General features: G+C 56.3%; 12 protein-coding genes. 3 read left to right on the top strand and 9 right to left on the bottom strand.

All coding sequences use genetic code 11. From position 1 onward, the window contains the following. Positions 1-14: 14 nt before the first annotated feature. The 3 genes from EDB95_RS20110 to EDB95_RS20120 form a co-directional block, all read right to left on the bottom strand. A complete protein-coding gene (locus tag EDB95_RS20110) occupies positions 15-4,001 on the bottom strand; it encodes a two-component regulator propeller domain-containing protein (RefSeq protein ID WP_162852698.1) in 3,987 nt (1,328 codons plus the stop codon). Between the two features lie 85 nt (positions 4,002-4,086). Next, entirely contained in the window at positions 4,087-4,749 is a 663-nt protein-coding gene (locus EDB95_RS20115; protein WP_133996336.1) for a LytR/AlgR family response regulator transcription factor, read from the bottom strand. Next, positions 4,742-5,776 carry a sensor histidine kinase gene (locus EDB95_RS20120; RefSeq protein WP_133996338.1) on the bottom strand — a complete coding sequence of 345 codons (1,035 nt, stop codon included), beginning with the start codon at positions 5,774-5,776 and terminating at the stop codon, positions 4,742-4,744. Before EDB95_RS20120 ends, EDB95_RS20115 begins: the two co-directional genes overlap by 8 nt. 153 nt (positions 5,777-5,929) lie before the next feature. Between EDB95_RS20120 and EDB95_RS20125 the strand changes: the two genes are divergently transcribed. Together EDB95_RS20125 and EDB95_RS20130 are read left to right on the top strand one after the other, a co-directional pair. Then, positions 5,930-6,577: a DUF4395 domain-containing protein gene (locus EDB95_RS20125; RefSeq protein ID WP_133996340.1), complete on the top strand. Its 648-nt coding sequence runs from the start codon at positions 5,930-5,932 to the stop codon at positions 6,575-6,577. Continuing rightward, entirely contained in the window at positions 6,543-7,979 is a 1,437-nt protein-coding gene (locus tag EDB95_RS20130; RefSeq protein ID WP_133996342.1) for an aminotransferase class V-fold PLP-dependent enzyme, read from the top strand. The genes EDB95_RS20125 and EDB95_RS20130 overlap by 35 nt, the downstream gene beginning before the upstream one ends. On the opposite strand, the gene EDB95_RS20135 is transcribed toward EDB95_RS20130, so the two are convergent. From EDB95_RS20135 to bla, 3 genes are all read right to left on the bottom strand, one after another. After that, positions 7,969-9,864 (bottom strand): T9SS type A sorting domain-containing protein, encoded by a 1,896-nt coding sequence (locus EDB95_RS20135; protein WP_133996344.1) that lies wholly within the window; start codon positions 9,862-9,864, stop codon positions 7,969-7,971. The genes EDB95_RS20130 and EDB95_RS20135 overlap by 11 nt on opposite strands. A gap of 282 nt (positions 9,865-10,146) precedes the next feature. After that, on the bottom strand, positions 10,147-10,377 hold the full coding sequence (locus EDB95_RS20140; RefSeq protein ID WP_133996346.1) for a hypothetical protein: 231 nt from the start codon (positions 10,375-10,377) through the stop codon (positions 10,147-10,149). Between the two features lie 63 nt (positions 10,378-10,440). Beyond that, on the bottom strand, positions 10,441-11,337 hold the full coding sequence (gene bla, locus EDB95_RS20145) for a subclass B3 metallo-beta-lactamase (protein WP_133996348.1): 897 nt from the start codon (positions 11,335-11,337) through the stop codon (positions 10,441-10,443). 25 nt (positions 11,338-11,362) lie between these two features. On the opposite strand from bla, the gene EDB95_RS20150 reads away from it, so the two are divergent. Further along, positions 11,363-12,919, top strand: a complete 1,557-nt coding sequence (locus tag EDB95_RS20150; protein WP_133996350.1) for a Na+/H+ antiporter — start codon at positions 11,363-11,365, stop codon at positions 12,917-12,919. Positions 12,920-13,010: 91 nt separating this feature from the next. Here the strand turns inward: EDB95_RS20150 and EDB95_RS20155 are convergent, their stop codons facing one another. The 3 genes from EDB95_RS20155 to EDB95_RS20165 form a co-directional block, all read right to left on the bottom strand. Next, on the bottom strand, positions 13,011-13,823 hold the full coding sequence (locus EDB95_RS20155; RefSeq protein WP_133996352.1) for a DUF4382 domain-containing protein: 813 nt from the start codon (positions 13,821-13,823) through the stop codon (positions 13,011-13,013). A 68-nt stretch (positions 13,824-13,891) separates the two neighbouring features. Then, complete coding sequence (locus EDB95_RS20160; protein ID WP_133996354.1) at positions 13,892-14,674, bottom strand: DUF4382 domain-containing protein; 783 nt, start codon at positions 14,672-14,674, stop codon at positions 13,892-13,894. 56 nt (positions 14,675-14,730) lie between these two features. Further along, positions 14,731-17,349, bottom strand: coding sequence for a TonB-dependent receptor (locus EDB95_RS20165; RefSeq protein ID WP_133996356.1), 2,619 nt, complete (start codon positions 17,347-17,349; stop codon positions 14,731-14,733). Positions 17,350-17,357 lie beyond the last annotated feature (8 nt).

The raw sequence follows: 17,357 nt of genomic DNA on the forward strand, positions 1-17,357 counted from the left end.
AGAGGGCAAACCGGTTATTTGGGCTTCTTTACGGTGTACTGCGAGGCCAGCGGCTTCCGGTATTTCCGGATGTATTCCGCCGCCGTCATTCCGTATACTTTTTGGAACTGCTCCCGGAAGTGGGTCCGGTCGATGATGCCGATCATCGTGGCGATCTCGTTGACGTTGTAGTCCGAATTGATGCAAAGAATGGCGGCGTTGCGCAACCGGACCAGGCGGATGAAACCGTTGAGGGACTGCCCGGACAGTGCTTTTACTTTTTTATACAGGCTGGAATGGCTGATCCCCATCTCGACGGACAATTGTGCGATAGAAAAATCTTCCTCCAGGAGGTGGCTTTCGATAACGGCGGTACACCGGTCGAGGAAGGCTTTGTCCGTGGCAGAGATCTTCCGGGGGGCCTCGTTATGGGTAATCTCGTTGAAAATGGACTGCCGGAGCTGGCTGCGGCTTTGCAACAGGTTGGCGACCCGGGCCTGGAGCAGCTCCATGTCAAAAGGCTTGGTGATATAGTCGTCGGCGCCCCCTTCGATCCCTTCCAGCCGGGAGGCGGCTGCCAGGGTGCCGGTCAGCAGGATGACAGGGATGTGGGCGGTAGCGGGGTTGCCTTTGAGCGTTTTACAAAGATCGATCCCGCTCTTGCCCTCCATACAGATGTCGCTGATCACGATGTCGGGGTAGTGTTCGAGCGCGAGCCGCATACCTTCTTCCCCGCCGGTGGCCTCGTGTACGGTAAAGCGCTCGCGGAAGCTGGACACGATGTACTGACGGAGCTGGGTATCGTCGTCCACGACCAGGATGGATTTGCGCTCTTCCACCAGGGGAGGGGGGGCCTCCAGGGGGGCCTCGGCGGCGGGCGCTTCTTCCACCAGCAGCTCCTGGAACAGGCGGACGGGCTGCCGTTCGGCGGGCGCGGCGCCCATCGGTTCGCCGGCCGTTGCGGCGCCCACCGGCGCGGAACCCATCGGTACGTGGCCCACCGGCAGGCACAACGTAAAAACGGTCCCCTTTCCCTCTTCGCTCCGATAGGAGAGCGCCCCTTTATGCGCAAGCGTAAACTGCCGCGCCAGAAAGAGCCCGATCCCAAAACCGGGTTTGGTCGCGGCGCCGGCGGCCTGGTAAAAGCGTTCGAAAATGCGCTCGCCGGCTTCGGCCGGGATACCGGACCCGCTATCCGCCACCTCCACCGTGATCCCCGCGGGACCGCGGCGGAGCCGCATGGATACGAAACCGTCAGGGGGGGTGTATTTCAGGGCATTGGACACCAGGTTGAACAAGATGATCTCCACCTTTTCCCGGTCCGCATACACCTCCATGTCCCCTTCATCGGAGAAGGTATAGTGTATATTTTTTGCCCTGGCTTGTTGGGAAAAACTGAGGTATACTTCGTGACAGACGTCCCGGAGGTTGAGCGCGGCGGTCGTGAGCCGATCGCTGTCCGCTTTTCCAAAAAGAAGAAGCTGGTCGACCAGGCTCAGCATCCGGCGGGCGTTGCGGTGGATCACCTGGAGTTCGGCCCGTTCAAAGGCGGCCTCCTCCGGCGACGAGAAATCCGGAGCCCGGCGCTCCGTCTGGGTAAGCAGGTCTTTGACGGGGTTGATGATCAACGTGAGCGGCGTCCGGAACTCGTGGGAAATATTGGTGAAAAAGGAACGTTGCTCGTCGGCCTTTTGTCTTTCCAGGGCCACCTGGTATTTGAGCTTCGTCTGGCGTTCGCGGTAGATCCAATACAAACGGGCAAGGGACAGGAGGATGAGCCCGTAAAAGCAATAGGCCCACCAGGTGCGGTACCAGGGTGGAAGGACGACGATCGAAAGGGCGATCTCCTGGGGGTTCCACTTGCCCTCGGTGTTGGTGCTCCGGACCCGGAACGTGTAGGATCCCTCGTTGAGGTGGGTATAGGTGGCTTTGCGTTGCGTACCCGCCTCGGTCCATTTCCCATCCCATCCCTCCATGTAGTACGCGTAGGTGATGGACTGGGGGGTTGAATAATCGAGGGTCGTGAAGTCAAAGGAGAAAAAGGCTTTGTCAAAGGGAACCCTGATGGCTTCCACCTGGTTGGCGCCCCATCGCGACACAAGGCCCGGGTTTTTTTCTACTGCTGTCCCGTTGACGGTAATGCCGGTCAGCCGGAGCGGGGGCATCTGGCCTGTTTCCAGTATGGCGGCCGGGTCAAAGATGTTGAAGCCCTTGATACCGCCAAAGGCAAGTTCGCCTGACCTGAGGCGGAGCGCGGAATTAAACAGGAACTCGTTGCTTTGCAAACCGTCGCTTTGGTAATAGTTGCGGAAATTTCCGCTGGACGGGCTGAACCGGGAAAGACCGCCGCCTGTGCTCAGCCAAAGACCGCCCTCCTTGTCCTCCAGGATGTTCAGGACCGAGTTGTGGCAAAGCCCGTCGTCGGTCGTATACCGGCGGACGATTTTGTGGGTCTGCCGGTCGAAACGCAGGAGGCCGCCGCCTTCGGTGCCCAGCCACAGGTCTCCGTTTTTATCTTCCCATATCGCCCTTAGCGCGCTGTTGATCGTGTAAAAACGATGACGGTGGTGGACCCGGTCGATGTCGACGAGCTGGTTGAGGTTGCCCGCCCAAAGCACACCTTCCCTGTCTTCATATAAGGTAAACAGGTCGGACAGGCTGCTGTCGAAAAGGACAAACCGGTCCGCCGCCCGGTCGAAGCGAAAAAGGGCGCCCATGATCGATCCTTGTCTTAGCGTGGCCGCCCAGAGGTTGCGCTGTTTGTCCTCGTACACCGTCCACACGAAGTTATCGATCCCCCCGGCCTCGGGGGTACAACGGTACCGGCGGAACTGGTGGGTGACCGGATCGAAACGGTCCACGCCGCCGTAGTTGGCGGCGATCCACACCTGACCGGCTGCGTCCCCCGTCATATCGGATATGGACGTCGGACCCCGGTAGGACGTAAAGCGTTCGGTCCGCCGGTCGAAAAGCAGGACGCCGTCGCTTTCCGTCGCCACCACCAGGTTTCCATTCCCGGTTTCTACGAGCGAGGTGACAAAGGCGGGGGGACGTCCGGCGCTAGCGGGGACGGGCACCTCCGTATGAAAACGGCTGCGCCCCGGGTCGATCAAACCGAGCCCGCCCTTGGCCGTGCCCAGCCAGGCGACGTCGTCCGCAAAAAGCCCATAGATGGTCCCGTAGTGAAGGTCCTGGGAGAACAGCTCTCCCGACAACGCATCCCACTCCAGCAGCCGCCCCTGGCGCGTGCCCAGCAGGAAGTGTCCGTTTTTTCCCCGCGCAAAGCTCCAGATCTCATCGGGGGCGGAACCGCCCGCCGGTAAGGTCCATTTTTTGATACAGGCGCCGTTCGAATAGGTATACAGGCTTTCCCCACTGGCAAGCCAGAGGGTCCCCCCCACCTGCTCCAGGGCGGAGGCAAGGGGCAACTGTGTATTGACCAGGTGTAGCCGGCCCGCCGGTTCATCAAACAGACAAAGCCCTTTGTTCTGTACCTGCACCCATATACGCCCGTCCTCCCCGGCCTGGATAGACTGCACCCCGTAGAGATACGAGCCGTCCAGCGGCACCTGGAGGGCCGGCGATGCACCCGGCCGTTTGATCAATAAGCCAAGACCCTGGACACCGATCAGCATATTGCCCTTGCCATCCTCTTTCAATTCTTTGATAAGACCGGTCAGGGGTTGACCGTGCCCCCAGGTAACGACCGAGAACCGCCCGGTAAGGCTGTTGTACACGTCCAGCCCTTCCCGGGTGCCGATCCACAGCAGACCCGCGTGGTCCACCGCCAGCGTCAGCACGAAATTGCAGATGAGTGAGTTGGTATCCTTGAATTGGTGACGCCAGACGGTGAAGGTGTTCCCGTCATACCGGTCCAGGCCGTCCCGGGTGCCGATCCACATAAAACCATTGTGATCCTTGGTGATACAACGGACGTTGTTGTTGGACAAACCGTGTTCCGCGTCCAGGAACGTGACCGGTGTCCGGAGCTGGGCAAGGACCGGGCAGGCGCAGGTCCACAAAAAGAAATATAGTAGCAATCGTCGCAGCGGATAAATGTACACCTTGTCCGTACTTTTTTCAAATCCATGCACGAAAACGTTGTCGTCAGAGGTCGTCCATGCCTTCCCGGTATCCTTTTCCGATCGGGATAGACACACCACCCACCTCGATCATCTCCGCGGTATAGGATTCGATCCTGCGGATGGACACGATAAAGGACCGGTGCACCCGTTTGAATAAATGGGCGGGCAGCACCGCCTCGATTTCATGCGTGCTCATTTTGGTTACAAAAATATTTTGCGTCGTGGTGATCTTCACGTACTCGCGCTGGCTTTCAACATAAAGGATGTCCTCGAAAAGGACCTTTACTTTTTTCTTTTGGACATTGATAAAAATGTAGTCCCGCTGTTCCACGGGTTTTCTCACCTTGTTCACCGCTACCAGGAAGCGTTCGAAGTCAAACGGTTTGAGCAGGTAGTCGGTCACGTTCAGGCTAAACCCCTCCACGGCATACTGGTGGTAGGCCGTGGTGACAATAACGGCGGGCGGATCGGACAGCGTTTTGAGAAAGGCCATACCCTTGAGTTTGGGCAGGTGGATGTCCAAAAATATAAGATCGGTACCGGCACGGCGAAGATGATCGGTGGCTAAGAGGGCGTCCCTGAACGTCGCGTCCAGTTGCAAAAAAGGCGTTTGCGCAATATAGTCCGACAGGATCTTTACCGCCAGGGGCTCGTCTTCGATGATGATGCATCTTATTTTAGACATGGCTGGCGAGGTTGATCTTTAGCGTGGCGGAAAATTCCGATTGTTTCTGCTCCACCGAGACTTCATAGTCCGTGTACAACAACTCCAATTGGCGGCGAAGGTTGGATAGCCCTATATTTTCCCTGACCTGTCCGTTACCGTTGTGTTCTTCCGTCGAATTCCGGACGTAAAAGGCCAGTTTCCGCTGGGCGATGGATAGGTGTATATCCACAAAGGGATGAATCCTTGTTTCGGAGGCGCCGTGTTTAAAGGCATTCTCGACCATCGGCATCAACAGCAAGGGCGGCACCGCCTGTTTCATGTCTTCGACGTCGTAGTTGAAGTTGATCCGGAGCGATTCGTCATAGCGGAGCTTCTCCAGCGATATATAGTCCCCGATGACCTTCAGTTCCTGTTCGACGGCGACAAACGATCCGCCCGCCTCATACAGCATATAGCGCAGGATCTTCGACAACCGGAGGATGGTCTCCGGCGCCTGGTCGGACTTGTCCCTGGCCAGCGAATAGATGTTGTTCAGGGTGTTGAACAGGAAGTGGGGGTTGGTTTGCGACTTGAGGTAGTTCAGTTCCGCCGTCTGTTTTTCGATCCGCAGTTGTTGCGCCGTTTGCCGGAGCTGGGCGTGTTTGTACAAATGGCTGACGATCCCGAATATAAAGGCCGAGGGGATGCTAAAGCTCGCTTCTTCCCCCAGGTCGTGGTGTTTGCCGGGCGGATCGATATAGTCGTCGTTTAGGTGCAAAAGATGCCCCAACTGCGCCCAATGGTGAAAGAGAGCGGTGAATAAAAAAATGTAAAGAACAAAAAGAAGGATTCCTATATAAAACTTCCGCACACGGAGGCGGGGAACGGTATACTCGAACAACACATAGTTCACCAGGGTGAGGTAAATCGTCAGCCAGATGCATTCGAGCAGCGCCATCCCAAACGTCGCGTGGTGGTATACCTCCTGGATGGTGCACATGACGACGATGGCCAGCCCTACCCAGGCATACAGCATGAAACGTTTTATGTCCAAAAGGTCCTTCATCCTGTCTTAAATATCGGGAATTCTTTCGACCGTTTTGTCCCGTGATTTGCTCGTTGACGGCAAAAGCACTTTCGTAGACGGTGATCGGTCGTCTATTGATGCAACTTGCAGATATTTAGCGTGTTAGGTAGTATTATGGAAAAATAAACCTTTATGAGCAAACCCATCCAATTTGGCGAAGATGTCCCCGGTTATCAAATCCGGGTCCTGAACGAACGCGAGATCAGGGCCGCGGCGGGTATTCTTTTCCTCGCCACCTTTACATCCATCATGTTGATATTTTTCCAGGGGAATTTCAGACCGGTCAAATACGTCGTTACCCTTTTTTTCCTGGACTTTATCATCAGGGTATTTATAAGCCCCCGGTTCGCGCCCACCCTTATCCTGGGCAGGTGGATCGTGAGCCGGCAGGTTCCGGAGTATGTCGGCGCCCGCCAAAAACGATTTGCCTGGGCCGTCGGTCTGGCCTTGTCGGCAACGATATTCGTGTTCCTGGTGGTGGTCAACGCCTATAGCCCTATCACGGGGCTCGCGTGCATGGCGTGCCTGGTCTTTTTGTATTTCGAGTCTGTCTTTGGCATCTGTATCGCGTGTAAAATGTACACCCTCTTTTTCCGGAAAAAGGCACAGTATTGCCCCGGCGAGGTGTGTGACGTCAAGACCCGGCAGAAGATTACTGCCGCCCAATGGTTGGTCATGGCCGCTTTCATATTGGGGATCGTGGCACTGGTTTACTTTTTTAACGGGTACTATAACAGACAGCCGTATGACCTCTTTGGCATCAACACTCCGACCAAATAGCGCCCTGCCCCAAGGTGGGGACGCGCTCGAACGCTGGTTCTCCCCCTACGGCGACCAGGTCATCGGCCACCTCCAGACCTTCGAATCCCCCTTTGGCCCGCAGCGGATCGTGTATGCCGACTGGACGGCTTCCGGCCGCGCCTACCGCCCGATCGAATACCGGCTCCAGGAGGAGGTCCTGCCGTTCTTCGGGAACACCCATACCGGATCGACCGTCACCGGCGGCCGCATGACCGGGGCGTATGAACAGTCAAGGCACCGTATCAAGGCGCACGTCCACGCCGGGGAAGAGGACGCCCTGCTTTTTTGCGGGAGCGGGACCACGTCTGCGGTAAACAAGCTCCAACGGATGATAGGGCTAAAGACCGCTGCCATCACCCCGCTGGTACTGGTGACCCACATGGAACACCACAGCAACCACCTTAGCTGGCTGGAAACGGGCGCGACGGTGGAAGTCATCCGGCCGGACGAAGACGGAAACGTCGACCTCGGGCATGTCCGGGAATTACTTCATCGCTATAGAGGCCGGCCGCTGAAGATCGCCGCCATTACCGCCTGTTCGAACGTAACCGGGATCCGGACACCCATCCACGAGATCGCTGCGCTGATGCACGCCCATGGGGGGATTTGCGTGGTGGATTTCGCTGCCGCGGCGCCGTACGTGCCGATCGATATGCACCCGGGATCTGGCGATCTTGACGCCATCTACTTTTCGGTCCACAAGTTTTTGGGCGGCCCCGGCACCCCCGGCGTACTCGTCTTTAATAAACGGCTGTGCGTAAACCCCGTCCCCGACCAGCCGGGTGGAGGGACGGTGTTCTACACCAACCCTTGGGGCGGGCGGTTATACGTGAACGATATCGAACAACGGGAGGACGGCGGAACGCCACCCATCCTGCAGGCGATCAAAGCCGGGTTCTGTGTCCAACTGAAGGAGGAGATGGGGATGACGCGCATGCTGGCCCGGGAAAAGGAGATCCTGCAAACCGTCTTCGATCGCCTGTCGGGTGTGCCCGGAGTGACGTTGCTGGCCGGCGGCCAACGCAACCGGCTGGGTATCGTGTCCTTTCTTACCCCGTACGTCCATTACAACCTTTTTGTAAAGCTGTTGAACGACCGGTTTGGCGTTCAGGCCCGGGGCGGGTGCAGCTGCGCGGGGACCTACGGGCATGTACTGCTGGGGATTGATAAAACCCGGTCCTATCAAATCCGCACGGCGCTGGAAAAGGGCGACCTCAGCGCCAAACCCGGATGGGTCCGCTTGTCTTTTCATCCCATCATGAGCGACGCGGAAGTGGACTACATCCTCGACGCCGTGGAGATGACCGCGACCTACCATGCGCAGTGGGGGAGTGATTACCGGTACGACGCCACGCTCAACGAATTTGTATTTAGTGTTTGACCACTTTTTGGGTATATCGTTCCCCATCTTGTTCGATCGTCGCGACATACATCCCCGTACTCAAAGTCTGCACCGGCAGACTGAGCTGGTTGGTGTTGTCGTCCTTGTAGACACCGACTTCCCGTCCGCGGAGGTCGAAGATCCTTACCGTTACCTCGGAAGCGACCGGCAGGGACACGTGTAAGACGTCTTGCACCGGGTTGGGATAACAGGTGATACCGGTTTTATTTTCGGAATCAAACCCGACCAGGACGATGTTGGAATAGGAGACGTCACCGAAAGGATCGATCATTTTCAACCGGTAGTAATTGCGGCCCGCGAAAGGCGTCTGGTCTTTATACTGGTAGCTGTATTCCGTGGAAATATCGAGGGGATTGGTGACCAGGGCAAGGGAGTCGAAGTGCTGCCCATCCGTGCTTCTTTCGATGACAAAGTCCCCGGTGCCGTCCTTACCCGCGGTCGTCCATTGAAGAAGGCTTGCGGTATTGTCTTTTTGACCCGTAAAGGAAATCAGGGTGACCGGCAGGGTGATCGGCGTCGTGCTGTAGATGATGGTGTAATACCCTGCTGCGAGGTTCGACACGGTCACGTTAAAGGAAACCGTAGTCCCGGAGACCGACGTGGTGTTGGTGGTGACGATCTGGTTGGTGCCGGTGGCGAAACTGCCATCGTTGGCATTGTACAATAAATAATAATTGGCGGCACCGGGTGTCGTCCCGTTATAGTCCGGGAAAGTAAAGTTCAGGTTGGCGGTCGCCGCTGTGTTCCCCCCCGTATGCTGGACATACCAACTGCGGTTCCACTTGCTGATGGAGCTGGTGCTGCTAAAACCGGGGATCGTCGCATTCGTGATGACCGTATTGGCCTGGCCGTTGTGGGCCGCCATCAGGTAACCGGCGCTGCTCAGAAAGCCTGTGCTGGCGCTGGACAGACCGAGGCCATCCGTCGACCCGGCCGGATTGGCCAGGAAATTGTCGGCCAGGCTGGTATACCCGATCCCGACAAGGTTGGTCCCATAAGTCGTGCCCGTCATGGTATACTTGGTGTTGGCCACTGCCTTACCCCAGCCCGCCCACATATAATTCTCCAGGATGATTTGCTCGGTGGTGCTGACGGCTGTGTCGAGGATGATCAACTCGGAAATGTTGCCCGAAAAATAATTGTCGACGTTCCAGTTGCTGCGCCCTATGAAGTTGGAGGCACGGGCGATGGATTTGGGGATATACGTAACGCTCCCGGCGGCGCCGCTGCTGGCCTGGGACGTGCCTGCGATATAAAAAGTGACGGCAGTCGTGGTGCTCGCAGCCCCGGCTGCCTGGACGGTTTCGAACATATTGGCGGTTCCATTGACGATAGGCGTCGTCGTGGTCCATGTCTGATCCCCGGTACCCCCGTTCCAGCCCTCGGCATAGACCTGGTTGGTACTCCCGTACCGCCCGGTCATGAAATTGTTGTTTTGCTGGCCGTTGCCGAAATCGAAGATCCTTTGCCAGCCCTGGGGGGTCTGGGGTGCATTGTACGTGGCCATCGTAAAGGTGCTAAGGCCCTTTGTAAAGCTGAGGGAAGCCGGCAGGGTCGGCGTGGACAGGTATTGCGAGCTGGTGGAGGTGAAGGTCACCGCCGGGCGGTTGCCGTTCCCCGCCGTGGCACTATACACCGGTTGGTTGCCGGACGTCCCCTGGGTAAAATTGTACCCGTTCCCGCTCAGGTCATTCCATTGACTAACCTGGTTCGAACTCATGGTAATGGAGGAAGATTTGGAGGCATTCAGCCAGAGGATCAGGTTGGCGTTGCCAAGCCCGCCAGGGTAATAGCTTTGTGCGGAAACGCCCGTGCCATACAGGGCATACGAGGTAAGCAGCGTAATACGGATCAGAGTCTTCATACCGGGTTGTGGATGGTAAACAAAACTGGACCCGGTAAAACTCGTTTAATTTTTTTATTTGATATGATTAAGACAGGTAATTAACGATTAGAAAACAAGAAGTGTGTTCGTGACACTTGAAATGGAGGCACAAAAAAAAGGCCTGGATAGAAATCCTGGCCCGTCTTAAAATCCAATATCCTATGAAAAACCAATTGTAATAAATCAACTATAGTGCCATTAATTGGCGTACGACCAAATCTGTAGATTCTGAACTATTTAGAGGGGAGTTCTGCCGACTTGTCAGCCGTCGCACCATTTCTCCAGGCGGAGGGTGTACCCTACATCGATATAACGGATGGCTTTGCGCCGGCTGTCCTCGGCGGCGGGCTGTAGTCGGATTTCGAAATAGTGTTGGTCCCGCTTGACGACCTGGTAGACTTCGTCCCTGGGGACGCGGCTGTAATCGCTTGTCTGATACCGGACGGTATCGCCTACGGCTATATTATCGCCGGGTTGTAAGGTTTTCCACATAGTATGGACGGATTGACCTTTTTGCCGCAAAAATCGGGCCGTAAGTGCTGAGAACCAGCGGTTTCACCGAATTTTTCCTACGCCAGGATTCCCGCCGCTTTGACACTTTTTGTCATACGCCGTTTTCAGTTTGGCCAGCGCCGCATCGTACCCTTTCCGGTCAATAAATGCGTCGGGATGATAGCCCTCCTTCCATTTGGAGTGCAGGTCGAACTGTCCAGCATGAGAAGACAGCCATATATCGAAGGAAATGCCTGGCATTACCCGAAAGGTATGCGCATAGTCCTTTTGGACGTTCGGATACGCAGGCATGCCGGGGAACTTTGTTTCGTCCAGGATGCTTGGCATATTGGCGATCAGCACGCGGTAAGCGCGCGCGGAATCCCGGACGGTAAAAAGGTAGCTGCAGGCGCCTTTGGTATGACCGGGATGGTGCAGGACCGTGAGGATCATCTCTCCCAGGGCAACCTTGTCCCTGTCATAGAGCAGGCGATCCACGCGAGCGGGTTCAAAAATGGGCCCTTTTCCTCCAAAATTAAAGTCGGAGTTTCCTCCGTCGGCCAAGAGCGGGGCATCCGCCTCCTCGATCATCAATCGCGCGCCCGTTTGTTTTTGAACGGCCGCCATGGCACCCACGTGATCAAAATGGGCGTGGGTCGCGAGCAGGATCCGGATGTCCCTCCACCGGAAGCCCAGGGCCTCCACGTGGCGCCGGATCATCGTATCCGAACCCGGGAGACCTGTATTGATGAGGATATGCCCCACCCGTGTCGTGATGAGGTAGCAGGCCAGGTCATAAGACCCGACATAATACAGGTTGCCGGCGATCCGGAAGGGTTCCTGGTCCCGGACCCAGTCTTCCTGGAAGTTGGGTAGGGGGGCCAGCTTTTGGGCGTGCACAGGGGCGCCGGCGGCGATTAAAAAAGCGACGAGTACGAATAGACGTTTTGGCAAGGACATGCCCGGAAGTTACGATATTGCAACCGTGCTGGAAAATTTCCCCTTTTACGTCGGCCTCGTTGTCGTCATCGTCCTACTGATCCTGCTGGCCAAAAGGCTGCAGGTCGCCTACCCCGTATTGCTGGTCATCGGTGGCCTGGCCATCAGTTTTATACCGGGCCTCCCGGTCCTTCACATCGACCCCCACCTCATTTTTGTTATTTTCCTACCGCCCTTGTTGTACGAGGCGGCCTGGTCCATCTCGTGGAAGGAGCTGTGGCGGTGGAGGCGCATCATCGGCAGTTTTGCGTTTGTCGTGGTTTTCCTGACGGCGCTTTCGGTGGCACTCGTGGCCAACTATTACATACCCGGGTTTTCGCTGGCGATGGGTTTTTTGCTGGGGGGTATTGTATCGCCCCCGGATGCGGTCAGCGCCGGGGCCATCATGCGGTTTGTAAAGGTACCGATGCGTATGGCGTCGATCCTGGAAGGGGAGAGCCTGTTAAACGACGCGTCTTCGCTGATCATTTTCCGGTTTGCCCTGATCGCGGTGGCGACCGGGCAGTTTATCTGGTACCAGGCTGCCCTGAGCTTTTCCTGGATGGTCGTCGGCGGGATCGGTGTGGGGTTGCTGGTGGGCTGGATTTTTATGAAGGTCCACAGGTTTCTCCACAGCGACGCCAACACCGACATCGTGTTGACGATCGTCACGCCTTACGTGATGTACACGGCGGCGGAGGTAGCACACAGCTCCGGTGTGCTGGCCGTGGTTGCCGGCGGTTTGTTCCTGGCGAATAACAGCCACCTTTTTCTCAGCAGTACGTCCCGGTTGAGGGGCTTTAACTTTTGGGAAAACCTGACCTTTGTGCTCAACGGCCTGGTCTTTATGTTTATTGGCCTGGACCTGCCCGAAATCGTCAACGGACTGGGCAGCGTCAGCCTGTCCGCCGCCATCGGTTACGGGTTGCTGATCTCCGCCGTACTGATCGTGGGCCGGATACTGGCCGCCTACGGGGCCGTCATCGTCACCCTCATCATGCGCAATTTTATCACGGTGGCGGATGCGAGAAGCCCCGGCCTCAAAGCGCCGCTGGTGATCGGTTGGACGGGCATGCGGGGCGTCGTGTCCCTGGCGGCGGCTTTATCGATACCAGCGGACTTTCCGCAGCGGGACCTGATCCTCTTCATTACATTCGTCGTGATCTTGTGTACGTTGGTGGTGCAAGGACTGACGCTTCCTTTCATCATCCGCAACATGCGGCTCCCGGACCCCGACGCGGTTGCGCCGGAAGAAGAGGTCGAAGCCCTCCTCCGGAAGCAATTGGCGGATTATGCCTTGCATCACCTGGAACACAAATACGGCGAATTGCTGCAAAGCGATCCCACGCTCCAGCAAATGGCCGTCAAATGGACGAACAGTAGCGCGGTCTCCGACGGCGCCATGATGACTGCCGCCGGTAAGGAGGCCTACCGCGACATCCTGCACCACCAAAGGAGCTGGCTTCGTGCCAAGAACAGGCACGAGAAGTTGCTGAACGAAGAGCTCATCCGCAAATATTTGCGCTATCTCGATTTGGAAGAGGAGAAGCTGGAGTTTGTATAAAACACAAAGGCCTCGGCAGTTGCCGGGCCTTTGTCGCTCCAAAACCTGCTGGGTGATGAGCGTTATCCTATCCACGAACCTTAACCCACATTCATTTATGCAAGGTGACCGTATCGGCGTTGGTGACGACACCATCGGCTACCGTCACAGAGAACGTCGTGTCCTTGTACAGTGAATCCTCGGGATGGACATAGATGTTCCAGGTCCCCGCGGTTACACCGCCAAAGAAATAATACCCGGTAGCGGAGTCCGGCCGGGCAAGCAGGCTATCCGTGCCCTGGATGGCCCAGACATCCGGAAGGGCAACGGAAGGCAGGGCAAAGCCCTGGATGCTGCCGCCGAGGCCTTTGGAATAAGTACGGATCACGGGCTTAAGCATATACGTGCCGTTGCCCATGTCAACAATGGACTGAGAAACCATAAAATCGATCCAGAGCGCGTAGTCGATGCCTGGAGTCATGGGTGCGTGGACATTGAACTTCAGCCCGGATTGCTGGGCCGACGGAGTTTTAAGAGGATATGGGATGCCGTTAAGTACAAAAGAGTTACTGTCCCCGAGAACCAGGCGGATCTGCGAAATGATACCGGAAGGGAGGTCGACCCCCGCCAGCACGGTATCCAATCCGTTGCGGAAATTTAGCAGGTTGTAGATCCCGCGGCGCAACAGGGGTACTTCTACCCAGCCATTCAAAGAACTGTCGGGGGCTGCGTGAACCCATACCGACTCTACATCGATGTACACCGCCGTCGTGGGCCGGGGGGCGATATCGTCCGTCAGGTGTATGGTCAGGTGGCCGGAGCCAGAGGTAGCGCTGTTGCTGGTACTCTTTTGGCACGCGGCAAAAATCAGGGTACCCGCGGCCAGCGGTGCCAGAAACAGGAGCAGTTTGTTTGTCTTTTTCATTGAGTATAGATTTCATAGAGTAAGACAGAACGAGCTTTCCCATGGTCCTAGTGAACGGGAAACTTTTTTTATGGACGCAACGTGACGGTATCCGCATTGGTGACCACACCGTCGCTCACGTTTACGGCGATCGTCGTATCCCTGTACGCAGAGTCCTGGGCGTGGAAGAAAAGGTTCCAGGAACCTGAGGGTACCCCTCCGAAGAAAAAGTACCCGGTGGCCGTATCGGGCAACGCGAGCAGGCTATCCGTACCCTGGATGGCCCAAACCTCCGGTTTGGCCGCGGCCGGAAGGGCATATCCTTTGATACTGCCGCCCAGCGCTTCGGAATAAGTGCGGATCACCGGTTTGAGGATATACTTGCCGTTACCGGTGGCAACGATGGAATGGCTGGCGTCGAAGTCGATCCAAAGACGATAGACGATACCAGGGGTCAGGGTACTGTGGATATTGAACTTCAGACCCGATTGTTGGGCCGAAGGTGTTTTCAAAGGGTAGCTTTGACCGTCGATGACCACGGAATTGTTGCTCCCAAGGACCAGGCGCATCTGGGACAGTGTTCCCGCGGGAAGGCTTACGGACGCCAGCACGGTATCGATGCCATTTCTGAAATCCAGAAGGTTATAGACACCGGGGTGTAACAGCGGTAATGTCTGCCAACCCGAGGTCGTACCGGTATCGGAAGAAACATTGACCTCTACTTTCTCGACGTCGATGTACACGGCCTGGTAGTTTGCCGGACCGTCGGTCAGCCGTACTTCCAACTGGCTGTTTCCGCTGCTGTTGTTGCTTTTCTGACAAGCTGCAAAAAGAAGAAAGCCCGCTGTCAGCGATACAAAAGTCATTTTCATATAGATAAGACAGTACACGGCCGCTCTTGGTCCTAGCGGAAGCAGCGATTTCTGACTTAAAAACTGTAGGTGTATGTAATACTTGGTATTACGGGGATCAATGGAAGCTGACGGGCGATCACTTTTCCCGTGGTTGGATCGATTGTGCGATAGACAAAGGAGTTATTGGGCCGGGCGTACACGTTATAAACGGAGAAGATCCATTCGGCTTTGTTTTTCGCGTAATGTACGCTCAGGTCGAGCCGGTCATAAGGACTTAAGCGGTAATTATTGGTGATGATGTCCCAGGAACCCCGGTGGGGATTCCCGCTTTGTCCCCCGCCGTTTCCATTCCCGTTTCCATTTCCGTTGCCGTTGCCCTTGCCCTTGCCATTGCCGTGGTATAGTGGATTACTACCCGGGACCCAGGTAGAATCCGGGCTTAACGAGAACGCCCGGCCGCTTGCCAGCAGGAAATTAGCGGCTACTTTCCAATGGCGGACCGGGGCATACGCCATGGAGAGGTCCAGCATATGTCTCCTGTCGTAGGCGAAGGGAAAGGTCTGGCTTTTATTTAACGAATCAAATTGCTGATAGGCGTAAGCAAAAGTATAGGCGAGCCAGCCCGTCCATTTGCCCCTGTTCTTCCGGATAAACAGTTCGGCCCCGTAATCCCATGCTCTCCCGAAGATCAGTTGATTTTCGATATTGTTGTCGATGGCCGCCGTCGAGTCTCCCCCGAATAACAATTGGTGCGACAGGTGTTTGTAATAGACTTCCAGGCTGGTTTGAAACGTGTTTGAGGAGAAATTCCGGAACAGGCCCGCCGATATTTCCTGGGCGGTTTGCGGCCGGACAAGACTGCTGCTGCCGATCCAGATCTCGGCGGGGAAACTGGCGTTGTAGCTTTGGACCAGGTGGATATACTGGTGCATGGTGGTAAAGGACAGCTTGACGCTGGTCGCCGGATCGATCAGGTATAACAAGGACACCCTCGGTTCGACGTCCAGGTAATGGGCGTCTGTCTTAAAGAAATAAGGGACGCGGACTCCTACGGATGCCTGCCACCGGCTGCCGAAGGTCATGTCATCGCTTAGATAGGCCGCCAGGCGGTTCGAGAATTTGGGCGGTATCCCCGAGGGAATGATTGACTGGGAAGAATCCGGCGGCGCAATTTTCCCGGTAAAAGTGGCCGGATATAACGTTTGATAGAGGTAATCGACGCCGGCGTTCCACTTATGCGCAGGGGAGAGATACCAGGTAAGGTTGGTTTTGGCGTCTATGTCCTTGATCCCGGAATACAACTGCGCAAAATAACCTTCCTGGGTAGCCGATAGGAACTGGTGATAATGGTTATACTCCACCGAGGTATTGGAAAAGAGTTTGCCCGAATACTGGTGGTTCCAGCGCGCGGTGACGGCCGTGTTGCCGAAATGCATGGCGTAGTTGAGGCCCGTGGTATCGGTGGAATCGCTGGTGTAGGTATTGTTGTCCCGTCCGCTATAGAAGCTCAACAGGACCCGGTCTTTCGGGGAGACCTGGAAGTTGAGCTTGGCGTTCACGTCGTAGAAATAATATTTGCTGAAGTAGTTGTTCTTTAGAAAAGGATGCAACAGCCAGTCGGTCGTGCTCCTCCTGGCCGATACCAGGAAGGACGATTTGCCGGTTTGCAGAGGGCCATACACCGTGGCGCCGGTGGAGACGGTGCCCATTTCTACGGTGCCGCCGTATTGCTGGTTGCTGCCGTCTTTCATCGCCACGTCCAACACGGAGGAGACGTGATCGCCATAAGTGGCGGGAAATCCCCCTTTCATCAGGCTGGCGTGTTTGATGGTGGAGGGGTTGAATACGCTGACCAGCCCGAAGATGTGGCTGGGGTTATACAAGGTGGCGTCGTCCAGCAAAATGAGGTTCTGCCCGGTGTTCCCACCCCGTACAAAGAAACCCGGCGTACCGTCGATGCCGGCCTGTACCCCGGGCAACATCTCCACGCTGGATAAAAGGTCTCCGCCGCCGCTGACCGAGGGCGCGGCGACGATCATATCAGAGGACAGGTCAATCCTGGCCATCTGGTTCTTTTTGACAAAGTCTTCCCTTCTGTCGTGGACAACGGTTAATGGGATGTTTTCCATATTGACGGGAAGATCGAAGGAGACTTCAAGGCTGCTATGCGCGGACACTTGTTGCCGGAGGATCTTGTAGCCGACATAGGAAACCTCCAGCCCGACGCTATCCGCCCCTGGAATGGTGAGGGAAAAGAAACCGTAGTTATTGGTGGTTACGCCGATCCCGGTTGCCGGTATATAGACACTGGCGCCGATGAGCGACTCCCCCGTCCCCGCATCCCGGACAAACCCGTCGAAGGTGACCTTTGCCGGTTGGGTAGACGCTTGCAAAACGACCTGGTCCCCGATGACCCGGTAGGTGAGGGTCGTTTGCCGGAAAAGGGTATCGAGGAACGCGTGCAGGGGCATGCGGGTGGCGGTGACCGACACATTTTTCTGTCCGCGGAGGAGCTCCGTCGGGTAAGCAAAACGAATGGGAACCTTGGATTCGATGACCGCCAATGCTTCGGGCAGCGGCGTGTTGATGAGGGTGACCGTGACCTGGAGCTCAGGCCTGTCCTGGGCGGCGACAGTCTGAAATAGGGCGGAAAAAAACAGAGCCGACACGATATATGCAGTCAACCGGGTCATTTATACCG

It is taken from the genome of Dinghuibacter silviterrae, assembly GCF_004366355.1.
Taxonomy (GTDB): domain Bacteria; phylum Bacteroidota; class Bacteroidia; order Chitinophagales; family Chitinophagaceae; genus Dinghuibacter; species Dinghuibacter silviterrae.

What these genes read in the sequence shown, in the direction of transcription:
- EDB95_RS20115 (WP_133996336.1), bottom strand. Translation starts at nt 4,749, where the DNA reads ATGTCTAAAATAAGATGCATCATCATCGAAGACGAGCCCCTGGCGGTA.
- EDB95_RS20120 (WP_133996338.1), bottom strand. Translation starts at nt 5,776, where the DNA reads ATGAAGGACCTTTTGGACATAAAACGTTTCATGCTGTATGCCTGGGTA.
- EDB95_RS20125 (WP_133996340.1), top strand. Translation starts at nt 5,930, where the DNA reads ATGAGCAAACCCATCCAATTTGGCGAAGATGTCCCCGGTTATCAAATC.
- EDB95_RS20130 (WP_133996342.1), top strand. Translation starts at nt 6,543, where the DNA reads ATGACCTCTTTGGCATCAACACTCCGACCAAATAGCGCCCTGCCCCAA.
- EDB95_RS20135 (WP_133996344.1), bottom strand. Translation starts at nt 9,864, where the DNA reads ATGAAGACTCTGATCCGTATTACGCTGCTTACCTCGTATGCCCTGTAT.
- EDB95_RS20140 (WP_133996346.1), bottom strand. Translation starts at nt 10,377, where the DNA reads ATGTGGAAAACCTTACAACCCGGCGATAATATAGCCGTAGGCGATACC.
- bla (WP_133996348.1), bottom strand. Translation starts at nt 11,337, where the DNA reads ATGTCCTTGCCAAAACGTCTATTCGTACTCGTCGCTTTTTTAATCGCC.
- EDB95_RS20155 (WP_133996352.1), bottom strand. Translation starts at nt 13,823, where the DNA reads ATGAAAAAGACAAACAAACTGCTCCTGTTTCTGGCACCGCTGGCCGCG.
- EDB95_RS20160 (WP_133996354.1), bottom strand. Translation starts at nt 14,674, where the DNA reads ATGAAAATGACTTTTGTATCGCTGACAGCGGGCTTTCTTCTTTTTGCA.
- EDB95_RS20165 (WP_133996356.1), bottom strand. Translation starts at nt 17,349, where the DNA reads ATGACCCGGTTGACTGCATATATCGTGTCGGCTCTGTTTTTTTCCGCC.